Annotated in this window: 15 protein-coding genes; 9 read left to right on the plus strand and 6 right to left on the minus strand. The window is 66.3% G+C overall.

Annotated features, from left to right (window positions below; translation table 11 throughout):
* Positions 1 to 6: 6 nt before the first annotated feature.
* Both ACFVVC_RS20040 and ACFVVC_RS20045 read right to left on the minus strand, forming a co-directional pair.
* Positions 7 to 780: an IclR family transcriptional regulator gene (locus tag ACFVVC_RS20040; protein WP_387457376.1), complete on the minus strand. Its 774-nt coding sequence runs from the start codon at positions 778 to 780 to the stop codon at positions 7 to 9.
* Between the two features lie 149 nt (positions 781 to 929).
* Positions 930 to 2,369 (minus strand): amino acid permease, encoded by a 1,440-nt coding sequence (locus ACFVVC_RS20045; RefSeq protein WP_387457379.1) that lies wholly within the window; start codon positions 2,367 to 2,369, stop codon positions 930 to 932.
* Positions 2,370 to 2,656: 287 nt separating this feature from the next.
* Here ACFVVC_RS20045 and ACFVVC_RS20050 point away from each other — a divergent pair, with 287 nt between their 5' ends.
* Both ACFVVC_RS20050 and ACFVVC_RS20055 read left to right on the plus strand, forming a co-directional pair.
* Positions 2,657 to 3,709 carry a homoserine dehydrogenase gene (locus ACFVVC_RS20050; RefSeq protein ID WP_387457382.1) on the plus strand — a complete coding sequence of 351 codons (1,053 nt, stop codon included), beginning with the start codon at positions 2,657 to 2,659 and terminating at the stop codon, positions 3,707 to 3,709.
* Positions 3,702 to 5,234, plus strand: a complete 1,533-nt coding sequence (locus ACFVVC_RS20055) for an aldehyde dehydrogenase family protein (RefSeq protein WP_387457384.1) — start codon at positions 3,702 to 3,704, stop codon at positions 5,232 to 5,234. Before ACFVVC_RS20050 ends, ACFVVC_RS20055 begins: the two co-directional genes overlap by 8 nt.
* On the opposite strand, the gene ACFVVC_RS20060 is transcribed toward ACFVVC_RS20055, so the two are convergent.
* Entirely contained in the window at positions 5,231 to 5,692 is a 462-nt protein-coding gene (locus tag ACFVVC_RS20060; RefSeq protein ID WP_018761987.1) for an Lrp/AsnC family transcriptional regulator, read from the minus strand. The two genes, ACFVVC_RS20055 and ACFVVC_RS20060, sit on opposite strands and share 4 nt — an antisense overlap.
* Before the next feature lie 124 nt (positions 5,693 to 5,816).
* Here ACFVVC_RS20060 and ACFVVC_RS20065 point away from each other — a divergent pair, with 124 nt between their 5' ends.
* Both ACFVVC_RS20065 and rlmC read left to right on the plus strand, forming a co-directional pair.
* A complete protein-coding gene (locus tag ACFVVC_RS20065; protein ID WP_387457387.1) occupies positions 5,817 to 6,503 on the plus strand; it encodes an HAD hydrolase-like protein in 687 nt (228 codons plus the stop codon).
* A gap of 87 nt (positions 6,504 to 6,590) precedes the next feature.
* On the plus strand, positions 6,591 to 7,718 hold the full coding sequence (gene rlmC / locus ACFVVC_RS20070) for a 23S rRNA (uracil(747)-C(5))-methyltransferase RlmC (RefSeq protein ID WP_387457390.1): 1,128 nt from the start codon (positions 6,591 to 6,593) through the stop codon (positions 7,716 to 7,718).
* Positions 7,719 to 7,744: 26 nt separating this feature from the next.
* Here rlmC and ACFVVC_RS20075 read toward each other — a convergent pair whose 3' ends face one another.
* Positions 7,745 to 8,368 (minus strand): FMN-binding negative transcriptional regulator, encoded by a 624-nt coding sequence (locus ACFVVC_RS20075; RefSeq protein WP_387457393.1) that lies wholly within the window; start codon positions 8,366 to 8,368, stop codon positions 7,745 to 7,747.
* Between the two features lie 17 nt (positions 8,369 to 8,385).
* A complete protein-coding gene (locus ACFVVC_RS20080; protein WP_387457396.1) occupies positions 8,386 to 9,339 on the minus strand; it encodes a DMT family transporter in 954 nt (317 codons plus the stop codon).
* On the opposite strand from ACFVVC_RS20080, the gene ACFVVC_RS20085 reads away from it, so the two are divergent.
* The 4 genes from ACFVVC_RS20085 (at position 9,338) to ACFVVC_RS20100 (ending at position 14,735) form a co-directional block, all read left to right on the plus strand.
* Positions 9,338 to 10,750 carry a PLP-dependent aminotransferase family protein gene (locus tag ACFVVC_RS20085; RefSeq protein WP_387457399.1) on the plus strand — a complete coding sequence of 471 codons (1,413 nt, stop codon included), beginning with the start codon at positions 9,338 to 9,340 and terminating at the stop codon, positions 10,748 to 10,750. The genes ACFVVC_RS20080 and ACFVVC_RS20085 overlap by 2 nt on opposite strands.
* A gap of 139 nt (positions 10,751 to 10,889) precedes the next feature.
* A complete protein-coding gene (locus tag ACFVVC_RS20090) occupies positions 10,890 to 11,903 on the plus strand; it encodes a DUF6454 family protein (RefSeq protein WP_387457402.1) in 1,014 nt (337 codons plus the stop codon).
* Positions 11,904 to 11,964: 61 nt separating this feature from the next.
* Positions 11,965 to 13,683: a phospholipase C gene (locus ACFVVC_RS20095; protein ID WP_387457405.1), complete on the plus strand. Its 1,719-nt coding sequence runs from the start codon at positions 11,965 to 11,967 to the stop codon at positions 13,681 to 13,683.
* Positions 13,684 to 13,985: 302 nt separating this feature from the next.
* Complete coding sequence (locus tag ACFVVC_RS20100) at positions 13,986 to 14,735, plus strand: hypothetical protein (protein WP_387457408.1); 750 nt, start codon at positions 13,986 to 13,988, stop codon at positions 14,733 to 14,735.
* Between the two features lie 9 nt (positions 14,736 to 14,744).
* Here the strand turns inward: ACFVVC_RS20100 and ACFVVC_RS20105 are convergent, their stop codons facing one another.
* Positions 14,745 to 15,569: an SDR family NAD(P)-dependent oxidoreductase gene (locus ACFVVC_RS20105; RefSeq protein ID WP_387457411.1), complete on the minus strand. Its 825-nt coding sequence runs from the start codon at positions 15,567 to 15,569 to the stop codon at positions 14,745 to 14,747.
* A gap of 432 nt (positions 15,570 to 16,001) precedes the next feature.
* Between ACFVVC_RS20105 and ACFVVC_RS20110 the strand changes: the two genes are divergently transcribed.
* Positions 16,002 to 17,480 carry a sialidase family protein gene (locus tag ACFVVC_RS20110; protein WP_387457414.1) on the plus strand — a complete coding sequence of 493 codons (1,479 nt, stop codon included), beginning with the start codon at positions 16,002 to 16,004 and terminating at the stop codon, positions 17,478 to 17,480.
* Positions 17,481 to 17,541: the final 61 nt, after the last annotated feature.

A 17,541-nucleotide genomic window follows, 5' to 3' on the forward strand; every position in this document is an offset into this window, starting at 1 on the left:
CGGTCTTCACTGGTCCACCGCGAGACGGCCGGATCCGAGCCTGGCCGCAGCCCCGGCGAGGATATCCGCCACTTCCCCAGCCCGACCATCAACATCGGCGCGGCCGCCCAGCACGCTGAGCGACGCCAGGACGCCGCCCTCCGGATCGCGGATAGGTACAGCCACCTCAGTGATGCCGTGTTCAAACTCCTCGGCAGCAACAACATAGCCCCGGGGCTTGTCCCTGGCCATCAGCTCCCAGGCCTCCGCGCTGGAGTGCGGAGCTCCGGGGCCCCCGACCCCGACAAAGTTCACGTTGGCAAGCAACGCCTCAAAACCGCCCCGCCTATGGTCCCACAGCAGGGCCCGCCCCGATCCCGTGCACCAGACGGGGGTGACCATGCCGGGCTGGACGAAGCTGCCGCTTTGCGAATCGTTGCTGGACGCCAGCAGCAGGATGACCCGGTAACCGTCACGGACGGATACCCGGGCGCGCAGCCCCGTTGAGGCCACCAGGGTCTCGAGCTCCGCTCCTGCGTCCCTTACCCAACCGGTGTTAAGTGTGGCGGCAAGGCTGAAGAAGCCGCTTCCTACCCGGAACGGGCCCCGCTCGCGGCGCTCCAAGAGGCCAAGGTCGCAGAGTTCCTGTGTCAGGCGGGAGACCCGGCTCTGGTCCATATCCAGTTCGGCGGCCAGTTGCGAGACGCCCAAGAGCTGCTTGCCGGCCTTTTCCCGGTCCACCACCAGACGCACGATCCGCAGCCCCTGCGCCAGGGATGACGCCTCCGGGGAGTTATCCACGCTTACTGCTCCTTCCGACCGGCAACCACCCTATCCTCACACGTGCCCGGCTTTCACGGCCCAAAGGCACCACCGTGCCCCGCCCAACAGGCGGGGCACGGTGCAGGTGGTTCAGCCGTCCGCGCCGGGCCCCGGTAAGGCCTCTTTCCCTAGTTCACCCGGACGGCCCGGGACTTCCGTCCGTACCTGAAGTGGAAATAGCCGTAGCAGGCAGCAACGAAAGGGACACCAAAGTACAGGGCCGCGACCTGGGCCGGGTCCAATGCGATGCCAACGAGGGAAAGCACGCAGAGGGAAAACGCCAGGACCGGCACCAGCGGGAAGAGTGGGGCGCGGTACGGCAACGTGGAAACGTCCCCGCCGTTCCGGACAAAAGACCGTCGATGGAAGAAATGCGAGGCAGTGATGGACATCCACACTCCCACCACGGCGAAGCCCGCTACCGAGACGAGCGCCAGGTAGACCGACTCCGGGGCGACCACGCTGCTGATGAGTGAGGCCAGGCCGCCGAGCATGCTCACTGAGAGCGCGATCATGGGAATGCCCCGCCCCGTCAACCTCTTGAGTGCCTGGGGTGCGTGGCCTTCGTCGGCGAGGGAATAGAGCATCCTGGCGCACGAGAACAAGCCACTGTTGCCGGCAGACAACAGCGCCGTAATGATGACGAAGTTCATCAGGTCGGCGGCGAACGGGAGACCGGTGGCCGTGAACACAGTAACGAAGGGGCTCTCATCGAGCCCTACTTCCTGGTACGGAATAGTGGCCGCAATGACAGCGATGGCACCCACAAAGAACACCAGGAGGCGGATTACCGTACTCCGCATCGCCTTGGGGATGCTGGTGGCGGGGTCCTTCGTCTCCCCCGCGGCCACACCAATGAGCTCGGAGCCGGAGAAGGCGTAAAAGACAGCGAGCGCTGTCACGAGGACGCCGGTGAACCCGTTGGGAAACAGACCGCCATCAGTGTTGAAATTCTCGAACAGGAAAGGATGGGCGCCGGATTCGCTCAGCGGATGGAAGCCCAGAAGGGCTGCCCCGCCGAGGACGATGAGCGCAATGATGGCGCCTACCTTGATGATGGCGAACCAGAATTCCGACTCACCGAAGAACTTGGACGACACCGCGTTCAGTCCGAACAGCGTAGCGGCGAACACGAGGCACCAAACCCACACATCAACGCCGGGGAACCACCGCTGCATCAGCAAGCCCGAGGCTGTGAACTCGGATCCGATGGCAACCGCCCAGCACAGCCAGTAGAGCCAGGCTGTGGCGAATCCGGTGGCGGGGCCGATGGACCGCGCAGCATAGATATGGAATGCGCCGGACACCGGGTACGCGATGGCAAGCTCACCCAGGCAGGCCATCACCAGATAGACCACGAAGGCGCCCACCAGGTAGGCGAGCACGGCGCCCAGGGGGCCCGCCTGGGAAATGGTGTATCCCGAGCTGAGGAACAGGCCGGAACCGATCACGCCGCCCATGGCGATCATGACCAGGTGCCGGGGTCCCATGGAGCGGCGCAGGCCCGACTCCGTGGCCGGTGGTGCACCCGGCTCCGGCTTGAGGGTGAGGGGGGTCAAAGATTCCAAGAGATGCCTCCAGTGGGGGGATGGTGTGAAGGACGGCCGCAGTTCGATGGCCCGTCCGAGAGGAGCTGTTAGCGCGTCGACAGTGACGAAAGTAACACGGAAATGAAGTTTTAGTCATCAAAATCATATGAAAATGCGAATGTTGCACGCCTATGGCCATTACGCCGTATGTCGATGTGGTTCTCCAATGGTCGATGTGGCCGCCCGATAGTGCGTTTGGACATGCCCCGACGGACAGCGGTCGGGGCCACGATGAGAGCACCAAACCACCACATCAAAGGAGCACCATGACCACCTACGACATTGCGCTGATCGGGTTCGGCGGCGTCAACCGAACCCTCGCCGAACTGGTTGCAACCCGTGGTGATGAGCTCAGCCGCGAATTGGGCTTCGGCCTGCGGGTGGTCGCCATCACGGACCTTCGGCTCGGTTCCCTGGTCCGGGACGGGGGAATCGACATGGACATGGCCCTGCGGATAAACCCTGCCGACGAGACCTTCGCAGCGCACGGAGGATCCGCGGACCCGGACAACGAGCGCGTCATCAGGACGTGTGCCGCCGACATCATTTGCGAGGCGACCTTCACCAACCCCGCAACCGGGGAGCCGGCTGCTTCGCATGTGCGGTGGGCACTCGAGGCGGGGAAGAGTGTCTGCACCACCAATAAGGGTCCCGTGGCCCTGCACGGTGCCGAGCTCACCGGACTTGCCCAGCGGAACGGGCTGCATTTCGAATTCGAGGGCGCCGTGATGAGCGGGACCCCCGTCATCCGATTCGCCAGGCAATTATTTCCCGGACTGAACCTTAACGGGTTCGAGGGCATCCTCAACGGCACCAGCAACTATGTCCTGGGCCGGATGGAAGAAGGCCTTGGGTTTGAGGAGTCGGTCCGGGAAGCCCAGCAGCGGGGATATGCCGAGGCGGATCCCACAGCCGACATCGACGGCCATGACGTCCAGCTCAAAGTCCTGATCATGGCCAACGAACTGCTCGGCGCGGGCCTTAGGCTTGCGGACGTTCAGCGCCAAGGTATTTCAGCCCTGACCCCCGGGGACCTCAGCAGGGCAAAGAACGAGGGCCGCCGATGGAAACTCGTGGGCTCAGCACGGCGGAACCCGGACGGAACCGTCAGCGCCTCGGTGGCACCCGCGGCCCTTCCCCTGGACCACGGCCTCGCGGGCGTGTCCCGTGCGAACAACGCCGTCTCGTTCAATACCGACCTCCTCGGTCCGGTGACCGTTTCAGGGCCCGGCGCCGGACGGGTGGAGACTGCGTATGCCCTCCTGTCGGACATTATCGCCATGCACGGTGCCCGGAACCAGGTGGCCGCAGATGCGTGAATCAATGCTTGCACCCCTTGACCCTGACATGGCCGTCTTCCGCGACGTCCTGAGCCCCTACGATGGCCGGGTGGTGGGCGCGGTCGCCCTTGCCCACCCGGAATCCGTGGAGGCGATCGTTGCGGCGGCCCGGTCCGGTGCGCGGCAGGCACGGGCGATGTCCCGCCACGCCCGGGGAAAAATCCTGGACAGTGCCGCCTCTCTGATCGAGGAACGGTGCACGCAATTTGCCCGCACCATCACGGCGGAGAGCGGAAAAACGATCCGCCAGGCGCGCAAGGAGGTGCTGCGGGCAGTCAACACCCTGCGCCTCTCCGCGGCTGAGGCCCGCCGCAACGCCGGCGAGACAATTCCTTTCGATTCCTATGAGGGCTCGGAAGACCGCACGGGCTGGTACTCCCGCGAACCGCTGGGGATCATCGCGGCAATAACGCCCTACAACGATCCCTTGAACCTGGTGGTGCACAAAGTGGGCCCTGCCATCGCAGGAGGAAACGCCGTCATCCTCAAGCCATCCGCCCTGACGCCTTTGTGCGCGGAACTGCTGGCGGCGGTCCTCACCGAAGCCGGCCTGCCGCCGGGGGTGCTCACGGTGGTCCACGGGGACAAAGACGTTGCGGAGGCGATCGTGGCACACCGCGGGATCCGCCTGGTGTCCTTCACGGGCGGGTTTTCCACCGGGGAAGCCATCGCCAGGACGGCAGGACTGAAGAAGCTCGCCATGGATCTTGGTGGGAATGCCCCGGTGATCATCATGGACGACGCGGACATTGACGCTGCCGTGGAGGCCTGCGTCTCGGGAGCATTTTGGGCGGCGGGCCAGAACTGCGTGGGAGTGCAGCGCATCCTTGTGGCCGAATCCCGCTACCAGGAATTCCGCCGTGACTTCCTGCACGCGACGGCCCAGCTCGTATCCGGGGACCCGGACGACGAAGCCACCGACATGGGGCCGATGATCACGGCCTCCGCCGTGGACCAGCTCACGGCAAAGATAGATGCGGCGGTCGCTGCCGGGGCTGCTGTCCTCGCGGGCAACAGCAGGGTTGGCAACGTCTTCCAGCCCACGGTCCTGGAGAAGGTCAGTCCCTCCAGCGGGCTCTGGATGGAGGAGGTTTTTGGACCGGTGGCCATGCTTCAGCCGTTTTCAACCTTCCACGAAGCCCTGGAGATGGCCAACGCCGTGGACTTCAGCCTCCATGCCGGGATTTTCACGCGGTCGCTGGACACGGCGCTGCAGGCGGCATCCCGACTCGAGGCAGGCGGAGTCATGGTCAACGATTCGTCGGACTACCGCTTCGACGGCATGCCGTTCGGAGGATCCAAGTACGGCAGCATGGGCCGCGAAGGCGTACGTTTCGCCTACGAGGAGATGACCCAGCCAAAGGTCGTCTGCATCAAGCGCCCAAAAGGGAGCGGACCTGCCGTTACCGGAAACCACACCGTCCTTCACCCGAAAGAAACCCTGGAATATCGCATCGAGACGGACACGTCAGGTGGCACCCGCATGCCCGGTTCCCCTTGCTAGGCCGGCAGCACTCCTGCGCCGCGCCGGACATAGTTGGACAGGGTCATCGCCGTTACCGTGTCCGTTACACCCGGTGTGGCCGCTATCTGCTCCCAGATCTCCTGGATCCGTTCAAGCGAACGCGCTTCAACCCGCACCAGGAGGTCGAAGTCACCACTGACCACATCGCACAGAACCACCTCCGGGATCGACTGCAGCACGGCAATAACGTCCGCCCCGCGAACCCTGTCCTTCCGGTAGACCATCAGGAAGGCCGAAACTGTGCCCTGTCCCGGAGCGCCGGCCACCACGGTATAGCCCTGGATATAACCCTGCCGTTCCATCCGGTCGATCCGTTGCCGGACAGCGTTGCGCGAGAGCATCACCTTGGCTGCCAGCTCCGCATGACTGATGCGGGCATTGCGCGTCAGTTCCGCCAGGATGCTCTGATCGATCCGATCAAGACTCGCCCGATCCATGTCCACCCTTCACCGTATGAACTCCCAACAGCAGACACGAGTCGGCCCGGCTCCAGAATGAAAGTACACAGAGATGATACTTCGGCACCAGCGCCTCCACCCCCGCACGGCAGCCTTCAGTTGCGTGCTGTTCGACATGGACGGGACGCTTCTCGATTCGGCACCGGGCGTCACGGCCAGCGCCGCCCTTGCCTTGGCTGCCGTGGGGGCGCCGGTTCCACCGGGTGCAGATCTGCTCCGCCTGGTAGGGCCGCCCATGCTCGAATCCTTCAGGGAGATATTCGGACGCGATGAAGTCCTCGCCCGGCGGGCCCTCACCCATTACCGGCAGGCCTATGCGGACGTCGGCGTGCAACAGTCGGTTCCGTACCGGGGCGTTCGGGAAATGCTGGAACAACTCCGTCTTGCCGGCATCCCGATGGCGGTGGCAACGTCCAAAGCCGAAGACCAGGCGGTCCGGATGGCACGCCGCTTTGGGCTGGACCACTACTTCACCACCATTTGCGGTGCATCGGACCTGGACGCGAGATGGAGCAAAGCGGATGTTATTGCCGAAGTGCTGGCCAGGCTGCAGGCTGCAAATGTGGACGTGGGCGGCCCGCTCATGGTGGGTGACCGCAGCTACGACGTTGCCGGAGCCACCGTCCACGGTATGCCCGCAGTATTCGCGAGCTGGGGTTACGGCTGCGCCGGAGAAGACGAAGGAGCCACCTTCGTTGCCGGCTCACCGGCTGCAGTGCTCGCTGCGGTCATGGGCCCCGAAGGAAGTGCAGGCCCGAGGGCACGGCGGATCCCGCTCCCCCGCCCATGAAGGAGGGCGACGGCGGCACTCCGCCACGTGCCGTCGTCGCCCGTGCACCTCGAGGGTGCGAAGGCGAGCGGGTAAACTTGTCCGGTCATGGACTGCTCCTATTTCGATGCCGGCGCCTGCCGTTCCTGCACCCACATGGGCATGCCGTACGGCGAACAGCTGGCCGGCAAGCAACTCCACTGCCAGGGCCTCCTCTCCGCACACACGGAACTCGAATGGCTGCCGCCGGTTGCCAGCCGGGAGTCAGGCTTCCGCAACAAGGCCAAGATGGTGATCGGTGGAACGGCGCAGAACCCCACCATCGGAATCCTCGACGCCGACGGCCACGGCGTGGACCTGCGCCGGTGCGGCATCTGCTCCCCCGGCCTGCTGGCCTGCTTCCCGGTCCTGGCGAACTTCATCCGCCGGATCCGCCTGACACCCTACGATGTGCCGCGCCGCACCGGCGAACTCAAGCACGTCATCATCACCGAATCCCCCGATGGCGAGGTCATGCTCCGCCTGGTCCTGCGCTCCGAACAGGTGGTGCCGCGCATCCGCAAACACCTGCCGGAACTGCTGGCGGCGCTGCCCCAGGTGAAGGTGGTCTCGGTCAACCTGCACCCGGAGCACAAGGCCGTGCTGGAAGGTGACCGGGAGATCCTGTTGACCGGCCGGGAAACTTTGGCCATGCGGGTCAACGACGTCACCCTGCACCTGCGCCCGCAAAGCTTCTTCCAGACCAACAGCGAGATGGCCGCAGCGTTGTACCGGCAGGGCCGCGAATGGGTCAACGAGCTCGCACCCGCATCCGTCTGGGACCTTTACTGCGGGGTGGGCGGCTTCGCCCTGCACTGCGCCGCCCCGTCCCGTAACGTCACCGGCATTGAAACCAGCACGGAGGCAATCGTGTCGGCCCGGCTCAGCAGCAGGGAGGCAGGCCTGGAGGGAATGGCGTTCCAGGCCGGCGACGCCACCGCCTTCGCCTTGGCCGCGGAGGAGTCGCCGGACCTGGTGATTGTTAACCCGCCCCGGCGCGGCATCGGCAAGGACCTGTGCGGCTGGCTGGAAGCCTCGGACGTGCAGCATGTGGTGTACTCCAGCTGCAACGCACAGTCGCTGGCCCGCGACCTGGCGGCCCTTCCGTCCTTCACCGCGCGGCGGGCGCGGGTGCTGGACATGTTCCCGCAGACCACGCATTACGAGGTCATGGTGCTGCTGGAACGGGCCGCCTGACCGGCTGCTTCGTCCTGCCGTGAATCTCAGTTCCTGCGGGCGCGCTCGACGGCGGCCGCGCCGGCTTCCCGGCCGGCGGCCCGCAGGCCTGCCGCCACCCCGGCAGCGTCGGCGTCGGAACGGTTTTGGCTCAGCTTTTCCTTCGCCTCGATCCGGGTGACCAGCAGTTCCACGCCGACGATCGCCCGCAGTTGCCCGGCAATGAACTTCTCCGGGGCGTCGTCCACACCCCAGGGGTGCTCCCGGCTGTCTTCGTGCAGGCCTGTCAGGTGCCGGACGTGCCGTGCCAGCCAGCCGGCGTCGTCATGGATCACCAGCTCGCCGTAAACATGCAGCGTGGCGTAGTTCCAGGTGGGCACCACCCGCCCGTGCTCGGCCTTCGCGGCGTACCACGACGGCGAGATGTAGTCATCGGGGCCCTGGATGACGGCCAGCGCTTCGCCGGTTGGCAGGCTGGACCACTGCGGGTTGTTCCGCGCCATGTGCGCCTGCAGGGAACCGTGCGGCCCCACGCCGGGGTTGAAGGCGACGGGCAGCAGCGTTGCCAGCAGGCCCTGGTCCGTCATGGTGATGAGGTTTGCGGCGCCGGGCCTTGCCAGCAGGCTGTGGACAGTTTCGGGGGCGGCGGCGAAGTGGGCGGGAATATACACGGGTGCTCCTTTTCGGGCTAGCGGACGGGACGGTTGAGTCGGACACGGACGGCCGCGGCGGCGCAGAGGATGACGGCAAGGGCGCCCAGGACGGTGGTCCAGGTGAGCTCCTCCCCCAGCAGCAGCGCTGCCCAGCCGATGCTGAGGACCGGTTGCAGGAGCTGGATCTGGCTGACCTGCGCCATGGGACCAATGGCCAGCCCGCGGTACCAGGCGAAGAAGCCCAGGAACATGCTGACGACGGCCAGGTAGCCGAAGGCCGCCCACTGGACAGGCGTGGCCGACGGCGGCTGGCTGAGGACGGAGGCCACGGCCAGGACCAGCATGGCCGGGGCGGCCAGGACCAGCATGGCCGGGGCGGCCAGGACCAGCGCCCAGGCGATGGTTTGCCACGAGCCCAGTTCACGGGCCAGCAGTCCCCCTTCGGCGTATCCGACGGCGGCGCAGGCCACGGCTCCGAGCAGCAGCAGGTCTGCCCACTGCAGGTGCCCGACTCCCCCGGACTGCAGGAAGGCGAAGGCAACCGCCGCCAGCGAGCCAAGCGCCATGACAACCCAGAAGGCGGCGGCCGGCCGCTCGCCGGTGCGCAGCACTGCCACCGTGGCCGTAGCCGCGGGGAGCAGCGCGATGACCACGGCGCCGTGCCCGGCGGGCACCGCGGTGAGGGCATAGGAGGTCAGTAGCGGAAAGCCCGCGACGACGCCGCCGGCCACGAGGGCAAGGCGCAGCCAGGTGCCGCGGCGGGGCAGCCGCTGCCGGGTCAAGGCAAGCGCTGCGGCGGCGAGGACGGCGGCGACGACGGCACGGCCCGAGCCGATGAGCAGCGGGGGGATCCCGGCGACGGCCACACGGGTAAAGGGTACGGTGAAGGAAAAGGCTGCCACGCCAAGGAGTCCCCACCAGACTCCGGCGGACAGTCCCTGCGGTATCGCTGGGCGCTCCATGACAGTAGCGCTACTATGTTCTTTCATGAACAACGATAGCAGTTCGCGCATCACTGCGGCACTCCGGCAATGGATCAGCAGCGCGGCTCCCGGCGCGCGGCTGCCCTCTACCCGGCAATTGGTGGCCGAACACCAGGCGAGCCCCGTCACGGTGCAGAAAGCCCTGCAGGCCCTGGCCGCGCAGGAACTGATTGAAAGCCGGCCCGGCGTCGGAACCTTCGTCCGCGCGGTCAGGACTGCCCGTCCGTCCGACTACGGCTGGCAGACCGCAGCCCTGCGGTCGCCGTCCTCGCCGCTGCCGTCCTCGTCGAGCACCATGCGCACCGTTCCCGGCGATGCCATCTGGCTGCATTCGGGATATCCGGACCGGGAGCTGCTCCCCGAGCGGCTGGTGCGGGCAGCCCTGGCCCGTGCTGCCCGCGGTGATGCCGCATTGTCGCGTCCGCCCGCCGCCGGCATGCCGGAACTGCAGCAATGGTTCGCCCGCGAACTGGGCCAGGCAACACCGGTAGGCGTCACGCCGCCCACGCCCAATGACGTCATCGTGCTGCCGGGAAGCCAGAGCGGACTGAGCTCCATCTTCCGCGCCCTCGTGGGAGCCGGGCAGCCGCTGCTCATCGAATCGCCGTCGTACTGGGGCGCCATCCTGGCCGCGGCACAGACCGGGGTGCGCCTGGTACCGGTCCCCACCGGGCCGGACGGACCCGACCCCGCGGACGTGGACCGCGCCTTCGCCGAGACCGGAGCCCGCGCCTTCTATGTGCAGCCCAACTACGCCAACCCCACCGGCACACAGTGGGCGGCGGGACGCGCCGGCGAAATCCTGGACGTGGCCCGCCGGCACGGCGGGTTCCTGGTGGAGGACGACTGGGCGCACGACTTCGGCATCACCTCCGATCCCGTGCCGCTGGCCACCCGGGATGATTCCGGCCACGTGGTGTACATCCGGTCCCTGACCAAAAGCGTCTCCACCGCCATCCGCATCGCGGCGGTTATTGCCCGGGGCCCGGCGCGGGAACGAATCCTTGGCCAGCGTGCGGCCGAATCCATGTACGTCAGCGGACTCCTCCAGGCCGCCGCCCTGGATGTGGTCACGCAGCCCGGCTGGCAGACACACCTGCGCAGCCTCCGGCAACAGCTCCAGTCGCGCCGGGACCTGCTGGCCACCAGCATCCGCGAACACGTCCCACGGGCCCACATCGACAACCTGCCCCGCGGCGGATTGAACCTGTGGGTGCGCCTGCCCGATGGCACGGACCTCCCGCGGCTGGCGCGCGACTGCGAAGATGCCGGTGTGATCATCGCCGCCGGCACGGAGTGGTTCCCGGCGGAACCCGCCGGGGCCTTCATCCGGCTGAACTTTTCAGGCCCCAACCCGGGCGCGTACCCGGACGGGGCACGCATCATCGGCGAAGCGCTGGCGAGGCAGGACGGCTAAGGGCTTCCGCGTTTTCCCGGCGGAAACGCGTCAACCGGACAGTCCTGCGACAACGGCAGTTCACCGGGGCGCCATGCCCGGTTCATTACCCATTAGTAACTTGAGAGCTCCTGTTGAGACCCCAACCTTAAGAGGCCCTATGAGCTCGAAACCCACACGACGCGCCCTCACCGTGGCCGCGTCCCTGATCGTTGCAGCCTGTGCGGCCGCCGGTACAGCGGCCGCACAAGCGGACACCCCGGACAACGGCAGCAGCCCCGCCTCCGGCACCCACCATGAGACAAACACCGACCTGGCGGACGCCTTCGACTCCGTCACCCGGACCACCGCCTGGCAGCAAACGTCCAAGCTGAAACTGAACTTCCCCACGTACCACACCGAGGGCATCGCCTACAGCCAGGACCACATCTTCCTGTCCGCCGTCCAGATCCTCGAGCCCACGGTCAAATACCCCACCCCGCAGGGCGGCTACGACCGCACGCCCGGCAAGGGCATCGGCCACTTGTTCGTCATGGACAAGGCAGGCAACCTGCAAAAGGACATCATCCTTGGCGAGGGTGACATGTACCATCCGGGCGGCATCGACTTCGACGGCACCAACGTCTGGGTTCCGGTGGCGCAGTACCGGCCGGACAGCAGCGCCATCATCTACAAGGTGGATGCTGACACCCTGGACGTCCACAAGCAGTTCGAGGTCAAGGACCACTTCGGCGGTATCGTGCTGGACAAGCAGACCGGCCACCTCGTGGGAAACACCTGGGGCTCCCGGCGGTTCGCCGAATGGGACCTCCAAGGCAAGCAGCTCTCCACCTGGGAGAACCCGAACTACTTCATCGACTACCAGGACTGCGAGTACGTTCCCAACGCGAAGATGCTCTGTGCCGGAGTGACCAATCTCCCGCAGACACCGCAGGCCGGCGGGAAGGCAGCCACTTATGAACTGGGCGGCATGGCGATGATCGACCTGACGTCCCACGAGGTGACCCGTGAGGTCCCGTTCCAGCAGTGGTCCACCGCAGGGCACGTGGCCACCCGGAACCCGTTCAAAATGACCGCCAACGGCGGGCACCTCACCATGACGGTGGCCCCCGACAACGGCGATGAAGGCAACGGCACCGAAATCCTCACCTACGAAGCCGACGCCGCGAAATAGCACTCCCCCGCACCCGCCGCAGGCCCCGGCGGTGCACCCCACAGGAATGATTGGACACCCCATGCCTTATCCGGCACCCAGATTCACCAGGAAAAGCGTTACCGCTGCCACCGGCGCGGCTGCCTTGGCCGCGTCCGCATTGACGGCCGGGCTGGTCGGCTTCGGCGCCGTCCCGGCCACCGCCGGCACGCACGACGACACGGCGACGCCGATCAAGCACGTCGTGGTCCTCTTCCAGGAGAACGTTTCGTTCGACCACTACTTCGCCACCTACCCCAACGCGGCCAACACCGCGGGCGAAACCCAACAGGGCTCCGGTGCCCCGGCGGCCAAATTCACCGCGTCGACGGATACGCCCAAGGACATCAACACCCTGGCCAATGCAGGACTGCTGGCACCGAAAAACCCCAATTCGGTCCAGCCCTCGCGGCTGTCCCCGATGCAGGCCGTCACGTGCGACCAGGACCACGGCTACAAAGCCGAACAGAACGCCTACAACGGCGGGGCGATGGACAAGTTCGTCCAGTTCACCAGCCGCGACGCGTGCGGAGCCAACCAGTACGGACGCCCCGGCCTGACCATGGACTACTACGACGGGAACACCGTCACCGGCATGTGGAACTACGCCCAGAACTACGCGATGAGCGACAACCACTTCAGCACTGTCTTCGGCCCCTCAACGCCGGGCGCGCTGAACCTGATCTCGGGCCAAACCCATGGCGTCAAGGAATACGACGCCGCCGGCCAGCCCACCGCCACCCCGGCAGGGGGCAGCAGCGCGGTCCGGCAGCCGGACGCCAACGGTGTGGGCACCGTGATCAACGACCCCGACCCTGTCTACGACGACTGCTCGAACAGCAGCCACGCCAAGGCCAACAACCTGGCCGGCATGACGGGCAAGAACATCGGCGACCTGCTCAACGCCCAGGGAACGTCATGGGGCTGGTTCCAGGGCGGCTTCGCCCCCACCACCACCGCGAACGGCAGCACTCCCGCATCCTGCCTGGCCTCCCACACCAACGCCGCCGGCGCGTCCGTGGTGGACTACTCCCCGCACCACCAGCCGTTCCAGTACTACGCCTCCACCGCCAACCCGCACCACGTGGCCCCGGCCTCGGACGCGGAGATCGGCCACAACGGCCAGGCCAACCACCAGTACGACCTTGCCGACTTCAGCAAGGTGGTGGACAGCGACAACATGCCTGCCGTGTCCTTCCTCAAGGCCTCGGAGTTCCAGGACGGGCACGCGGCGTACTCGGATCCGGTGGACGAGCAAAACTTCGTCACCAAGACCGTCAACCAGATCCAGCAGTCCAAGAACTGGGACAACACCGCCGTCGTGCTCGCGTATGACGACTCCGATGGCTGGTACGACCACGTCGCCGCCCAGCCGAAGAACGCCTCCACCGGATCCGACGACGCCGCATGGTGCCTGAACGCCGCGGCCAACGGCGTCCCGGTGGCAGGGGGCTACGCCGACCGGTGCGGCCCCGGCCCCCGCCAGCCGCTGGTGGTCATCTCCCCGTACGCGAAGAAGAACTTCGTGGACCACACCCAGACGGACCAGGCCTCCATTCTGCGGTTCATCGAGGACAACTGGCACACCGGCCAGATCGGTGACTCCTCGGCCGACGCGACGGCAGGATCGGTGGACGCGATGTTCAACTTCCACCATGAGCGCAACGACAAGGTGCTCCTGGACGAACAGTCCGGCGCCGTCGCCTCCATCAGCCACCACGGCAACGTGCAGGGCAGCGGATCGGACAACTCCGGCCGCTGACCCGTCCTGCGACGCTTGTAGGTCCGCGTCGCCGGAAATGCGTCACTTATACGCCAGGGACAGGACCAAGGCACCCGTCACCACGGGGCCAGCACCTGCCAGTGCGCTGATAAGTGGCGCATTCCGGCGTCGTCAGACATTCCCGGAATCCTTGAGGTGGGTAATTTCAGGCATTATCCAAAGAAACCATCAAGATTTGTGCCTAACCCGTTTTGCCAGAGTTTGCAACGCTACGCTGGCCATGCATTCGCAGCCAGCACAAAGCATTTGGGGGAATCATGCCTGCACCTTTCAGATCTGCCATGCCATCGAACAGCCGAGAAGACGGCACGCATGTGGGCACTGCCCCGCGGACGGGGCGGAACAAGACCTTGGCGGCGGTGGCTGCCGCGGCCGCCATTCTTGTGCTGACAGGCTGTGGGGGATCCCCCGCCTCCCTGACCGCAGCGGCTGGGCCGGTCACCGAATCCGCCACCGCAACACCCACGGCAACACCTATTGCCGGTACAACGTGCAGTACCGTAAGCGGGCAGCAGATCTCAGCTGGCACCACCTATGTTTGCACCAAGGACGAATCGGGCCGGTTGGTGTGGCTCGAAGCCACGCAGTCAAAGCGCCTGACAGAGAAGCTTGCTGCCGCCGCTGCGGCAAAGGTGGCGGCCGACAAAGCGGCTGCCGATAAGGCCGCCGCCGACAAGGCTGCCGCAGATAAAGCCGCAGCCGACAAGGCCGCTTCAGATAAAGCCGCTGCCGATGCGGCCGCAGCAGCCCAGCAGGCCGCTGATGCGAAGGCCGCCCAGCAGGCTGCCGCAGCCCAGGCGGCAGCGGCAGCCGCAACAGCTGCCAAGGCCCCTGCACCGCAGGCCCCAGCCGCTCCCGGAACAAATCCCGGCTGCGATCCAAACTATTCAGGATGCGTTCCCATCGCCTCCGACGTCGATTGTGCCGGCGGAAGCGGCAACGGACCCGCATACGTCCGTGGCCCGGTGCAGGTTATCGGCCGCGACATCTACGGACTGGACGCAGATCACGACGGCGTGGGATGTGAGTAACCCAGCGGGTCAGGCGGCGGCTTCAACCAGTCCTTCGCTCTTCTCCCACAGCCCGCGAGCCAAGTCAGCGTCGTAGGCCTGGCGGTTGGCTTTGGCCAGGGCCCGCTTGGCGTAGTAGGCGCCGGAAATCCAGTCGGTGCCGGCAGTCCCGTTGATGAGCCACAGCATGGTGTCGGCCCCTTGGTCCGGGCTGAGCATGAAGCGGTTGGCCACGCTCTTGTAAGCGTGCCGGAAGGGGCTGGTGGAGTCCGCCGCGAAGTTGGTGCGCACCACGCCCGGGTGGAAGGCCGCCGTCGTGATTCCTTGTTCGTGGAAGCGGCGGTGGAGCTCGGACGTGAAGAGGATGTTGGCCAGCTTGCCCGTGCCGTAGGCGCGGAAGGTGCGGTACCCGTGCTCTGCGTTGAGGTCGAACAGGTCCACTTTGCCGGAGAAGTTCGCGGCGCTGGCCGTGTTGATGATCTTCGCGCTGCTGGCGGTCAGCGTGTCCATCAGGGAGGTGGTGAGCAGGAACGGCGCGAGGTGGTTGACCTGGAAGGTCAGCTCGTTGCCGTCCACGGTGAGCGTGCGCTTGCCCATCATGCCGCCGGCGTTGTTGGCCAGGACGTGGATGCGCGGGTAGGTGGAGCGCAGGGTGTCGGCCAGGGCGCGCACCTGCGACAGGTCGGCGAAATCGGCCAGGTGGTGGTCCGCACCGATCTCAGCAGCCAGGGCGCGGGTCTTTTCCGCAGACCGGCCGACGACGACCACCCGCTCCCCTTCCTTGGCCAGCGTCCTGGCGGCTGCCGCGCCGATACCGTCGCTGGCGCCGGTGATCACGATGGTGCGAGGAGTCAAGGGGTGTCCTTCGGTTGGCGGGCGGCGCACCGGGAGGGCACACCAACGGAAACAACGACGGCGGGGCGCCAGGTGTTCCCGGCAGCGCATGGATCTGACGCATGTCGCCTACCGGGTTCGCCAACCGAAGCCCCTTGCGTGGCGAACAAGCTTATGGTGCTCTTTACTGCATGGACAAGCGGCGTCGCCGAATCCACGGCCTTCCGCACACCGATCCGCTGCGAGCACGGACCCAGGGACGGACCTTGTGGCCCGCTCCCACGAACGGCGGACGCGTCCAACCCCGGCTCAGCGGGCTTCACCGCAGCGCCGGTTTTGTGCCCTCATGCCGGGCGTTCGATGGCTCCTAAGGTTAGCCCTCGGAACGCGCCGGCACTCAGCGGCCCCTTCGGCCGTCGCCGCACCATACCCTTCCCAGGTAGGAGAACTCCCGTGATCCACAGATACGCGCGCGGAGCCGCATTGCTCACCATGCTGCCGGCAGCGCTCATGCTCAACATGAGCGGAGCCGCCGCCGCGACGCTCACACCCCTGACGGTTCCGAGCGGAGCCAGCCCATTCTCAACCTGCACGGCAGGCTCTGCGCCCGGCGCAGTAAACTACACGAACGCCGAGGTCGAGCCGTGGGTCGCCGTCAATCCGCAACGCTCCAACAACATCATTGGCGTCTGGCAGCAGGACCGCTGGTCCGACGGCGGCGCGCACGGCCTCGTGGCCGGATACTCCACGAACGGGGGCAAGACCTGGAGTGAGGCAGCACAGCCGTTCACGGCGTGCGCCCCCGGCGGACCCTCCCGCTACGACCGCGCGTCCGACCCCTGGGTCTCGATCGGACCGGACGGCACGGCATATTCGGTATCCATCTCCTTCCAGGGTGTGGGCTACGACAATGCCGTTCTCGCCTCGACCTCGCGCGATGGCGGAGCAACATGGAGCCCGCCGAAGTCCTTGATTGAAGACCTCGGGTCGGCCCAGTTCTTCAATGACAAGGAGTCGGTCACGGCCGACCCCGCGATTCCAGGCACGGCCTATGCGGTGTGGGATCGTCTTGTGTCACCGACCGACAATCCGCGGTCAGCGGCCCATGCTGCCGCCTACACGGGACCGACGCTTTTCTCCAAGACCACAGACGCGGGCGTCACCTGGAGCACCCCGACGGTCATCGTTCCCACCGCCAACAAACAGCAGACCATCGGCAACCAGATCGTGATCGGCCCGGACGGGACACTGTATAACTTCTTCGACCTCATCCTGGGCACGGGACAAAACGGTATAGACAAGTTGCACGGGATGAACGTGGCCTACACCAAGTCGACAGACGGTGGCACCACCTGGACGGCCCCGCAGGTCATCGCGAAGCTGAACACTGTTGGGGTTACCGATCCCAACACGGGCGCGCCCGTCCGGACTGGCGACATCATCCCGGAACCGGCCATCGATCCCGCCACCGGGCAACTGTACGTCGTATGGCAGGACTCACGGTTCAATGGCGGCCACTACGACGAAGTCGCGATGGCGACGTCGACTGACGGCGGCGTGACCTGGAGCGCACCGCAGCGGGCCAACACTCCCCATGGGGTCCCAGCCTTCACCCCCAGCGTTCGCGTCGCCGGCGGGAACGTCGCGGTGGCGTACTACGACTTCCGGAGCCTCACCGCCGGGAACACCAGCACGCTGCCAACGGACTACTGGTTCACCTCCTCCCCTGTGGGACCGCTTACTCTCGGGGGCGAGACACACGTTCATGGCCCATCCGACATGATGACGGCGCCCTCGTCCCGAGGGTTCTTCGTAGGTGACTACGCAGGACTGGCGTCCACCGGTTCATCCTTCGCATCGCTGTCTATACGGGCCAACGACGCAAACACCCGCAACCGGACGGACGCGGTATTCACTGTGATCACACGGTAGGCGAAGGGACTGCACTGACAACCAAGACGCCGATGGCCCGGCCGGAGCATCCGCTCCGGCC

The organism is Pseudarthrobacter sp. NPDC058196, from assembly GCF_042882685.1.
Lineage (GTDB): Bacteria > Actinomycetota > Actinomycetes > Actinomycetales > Micrococcaceae > Arthrobacter.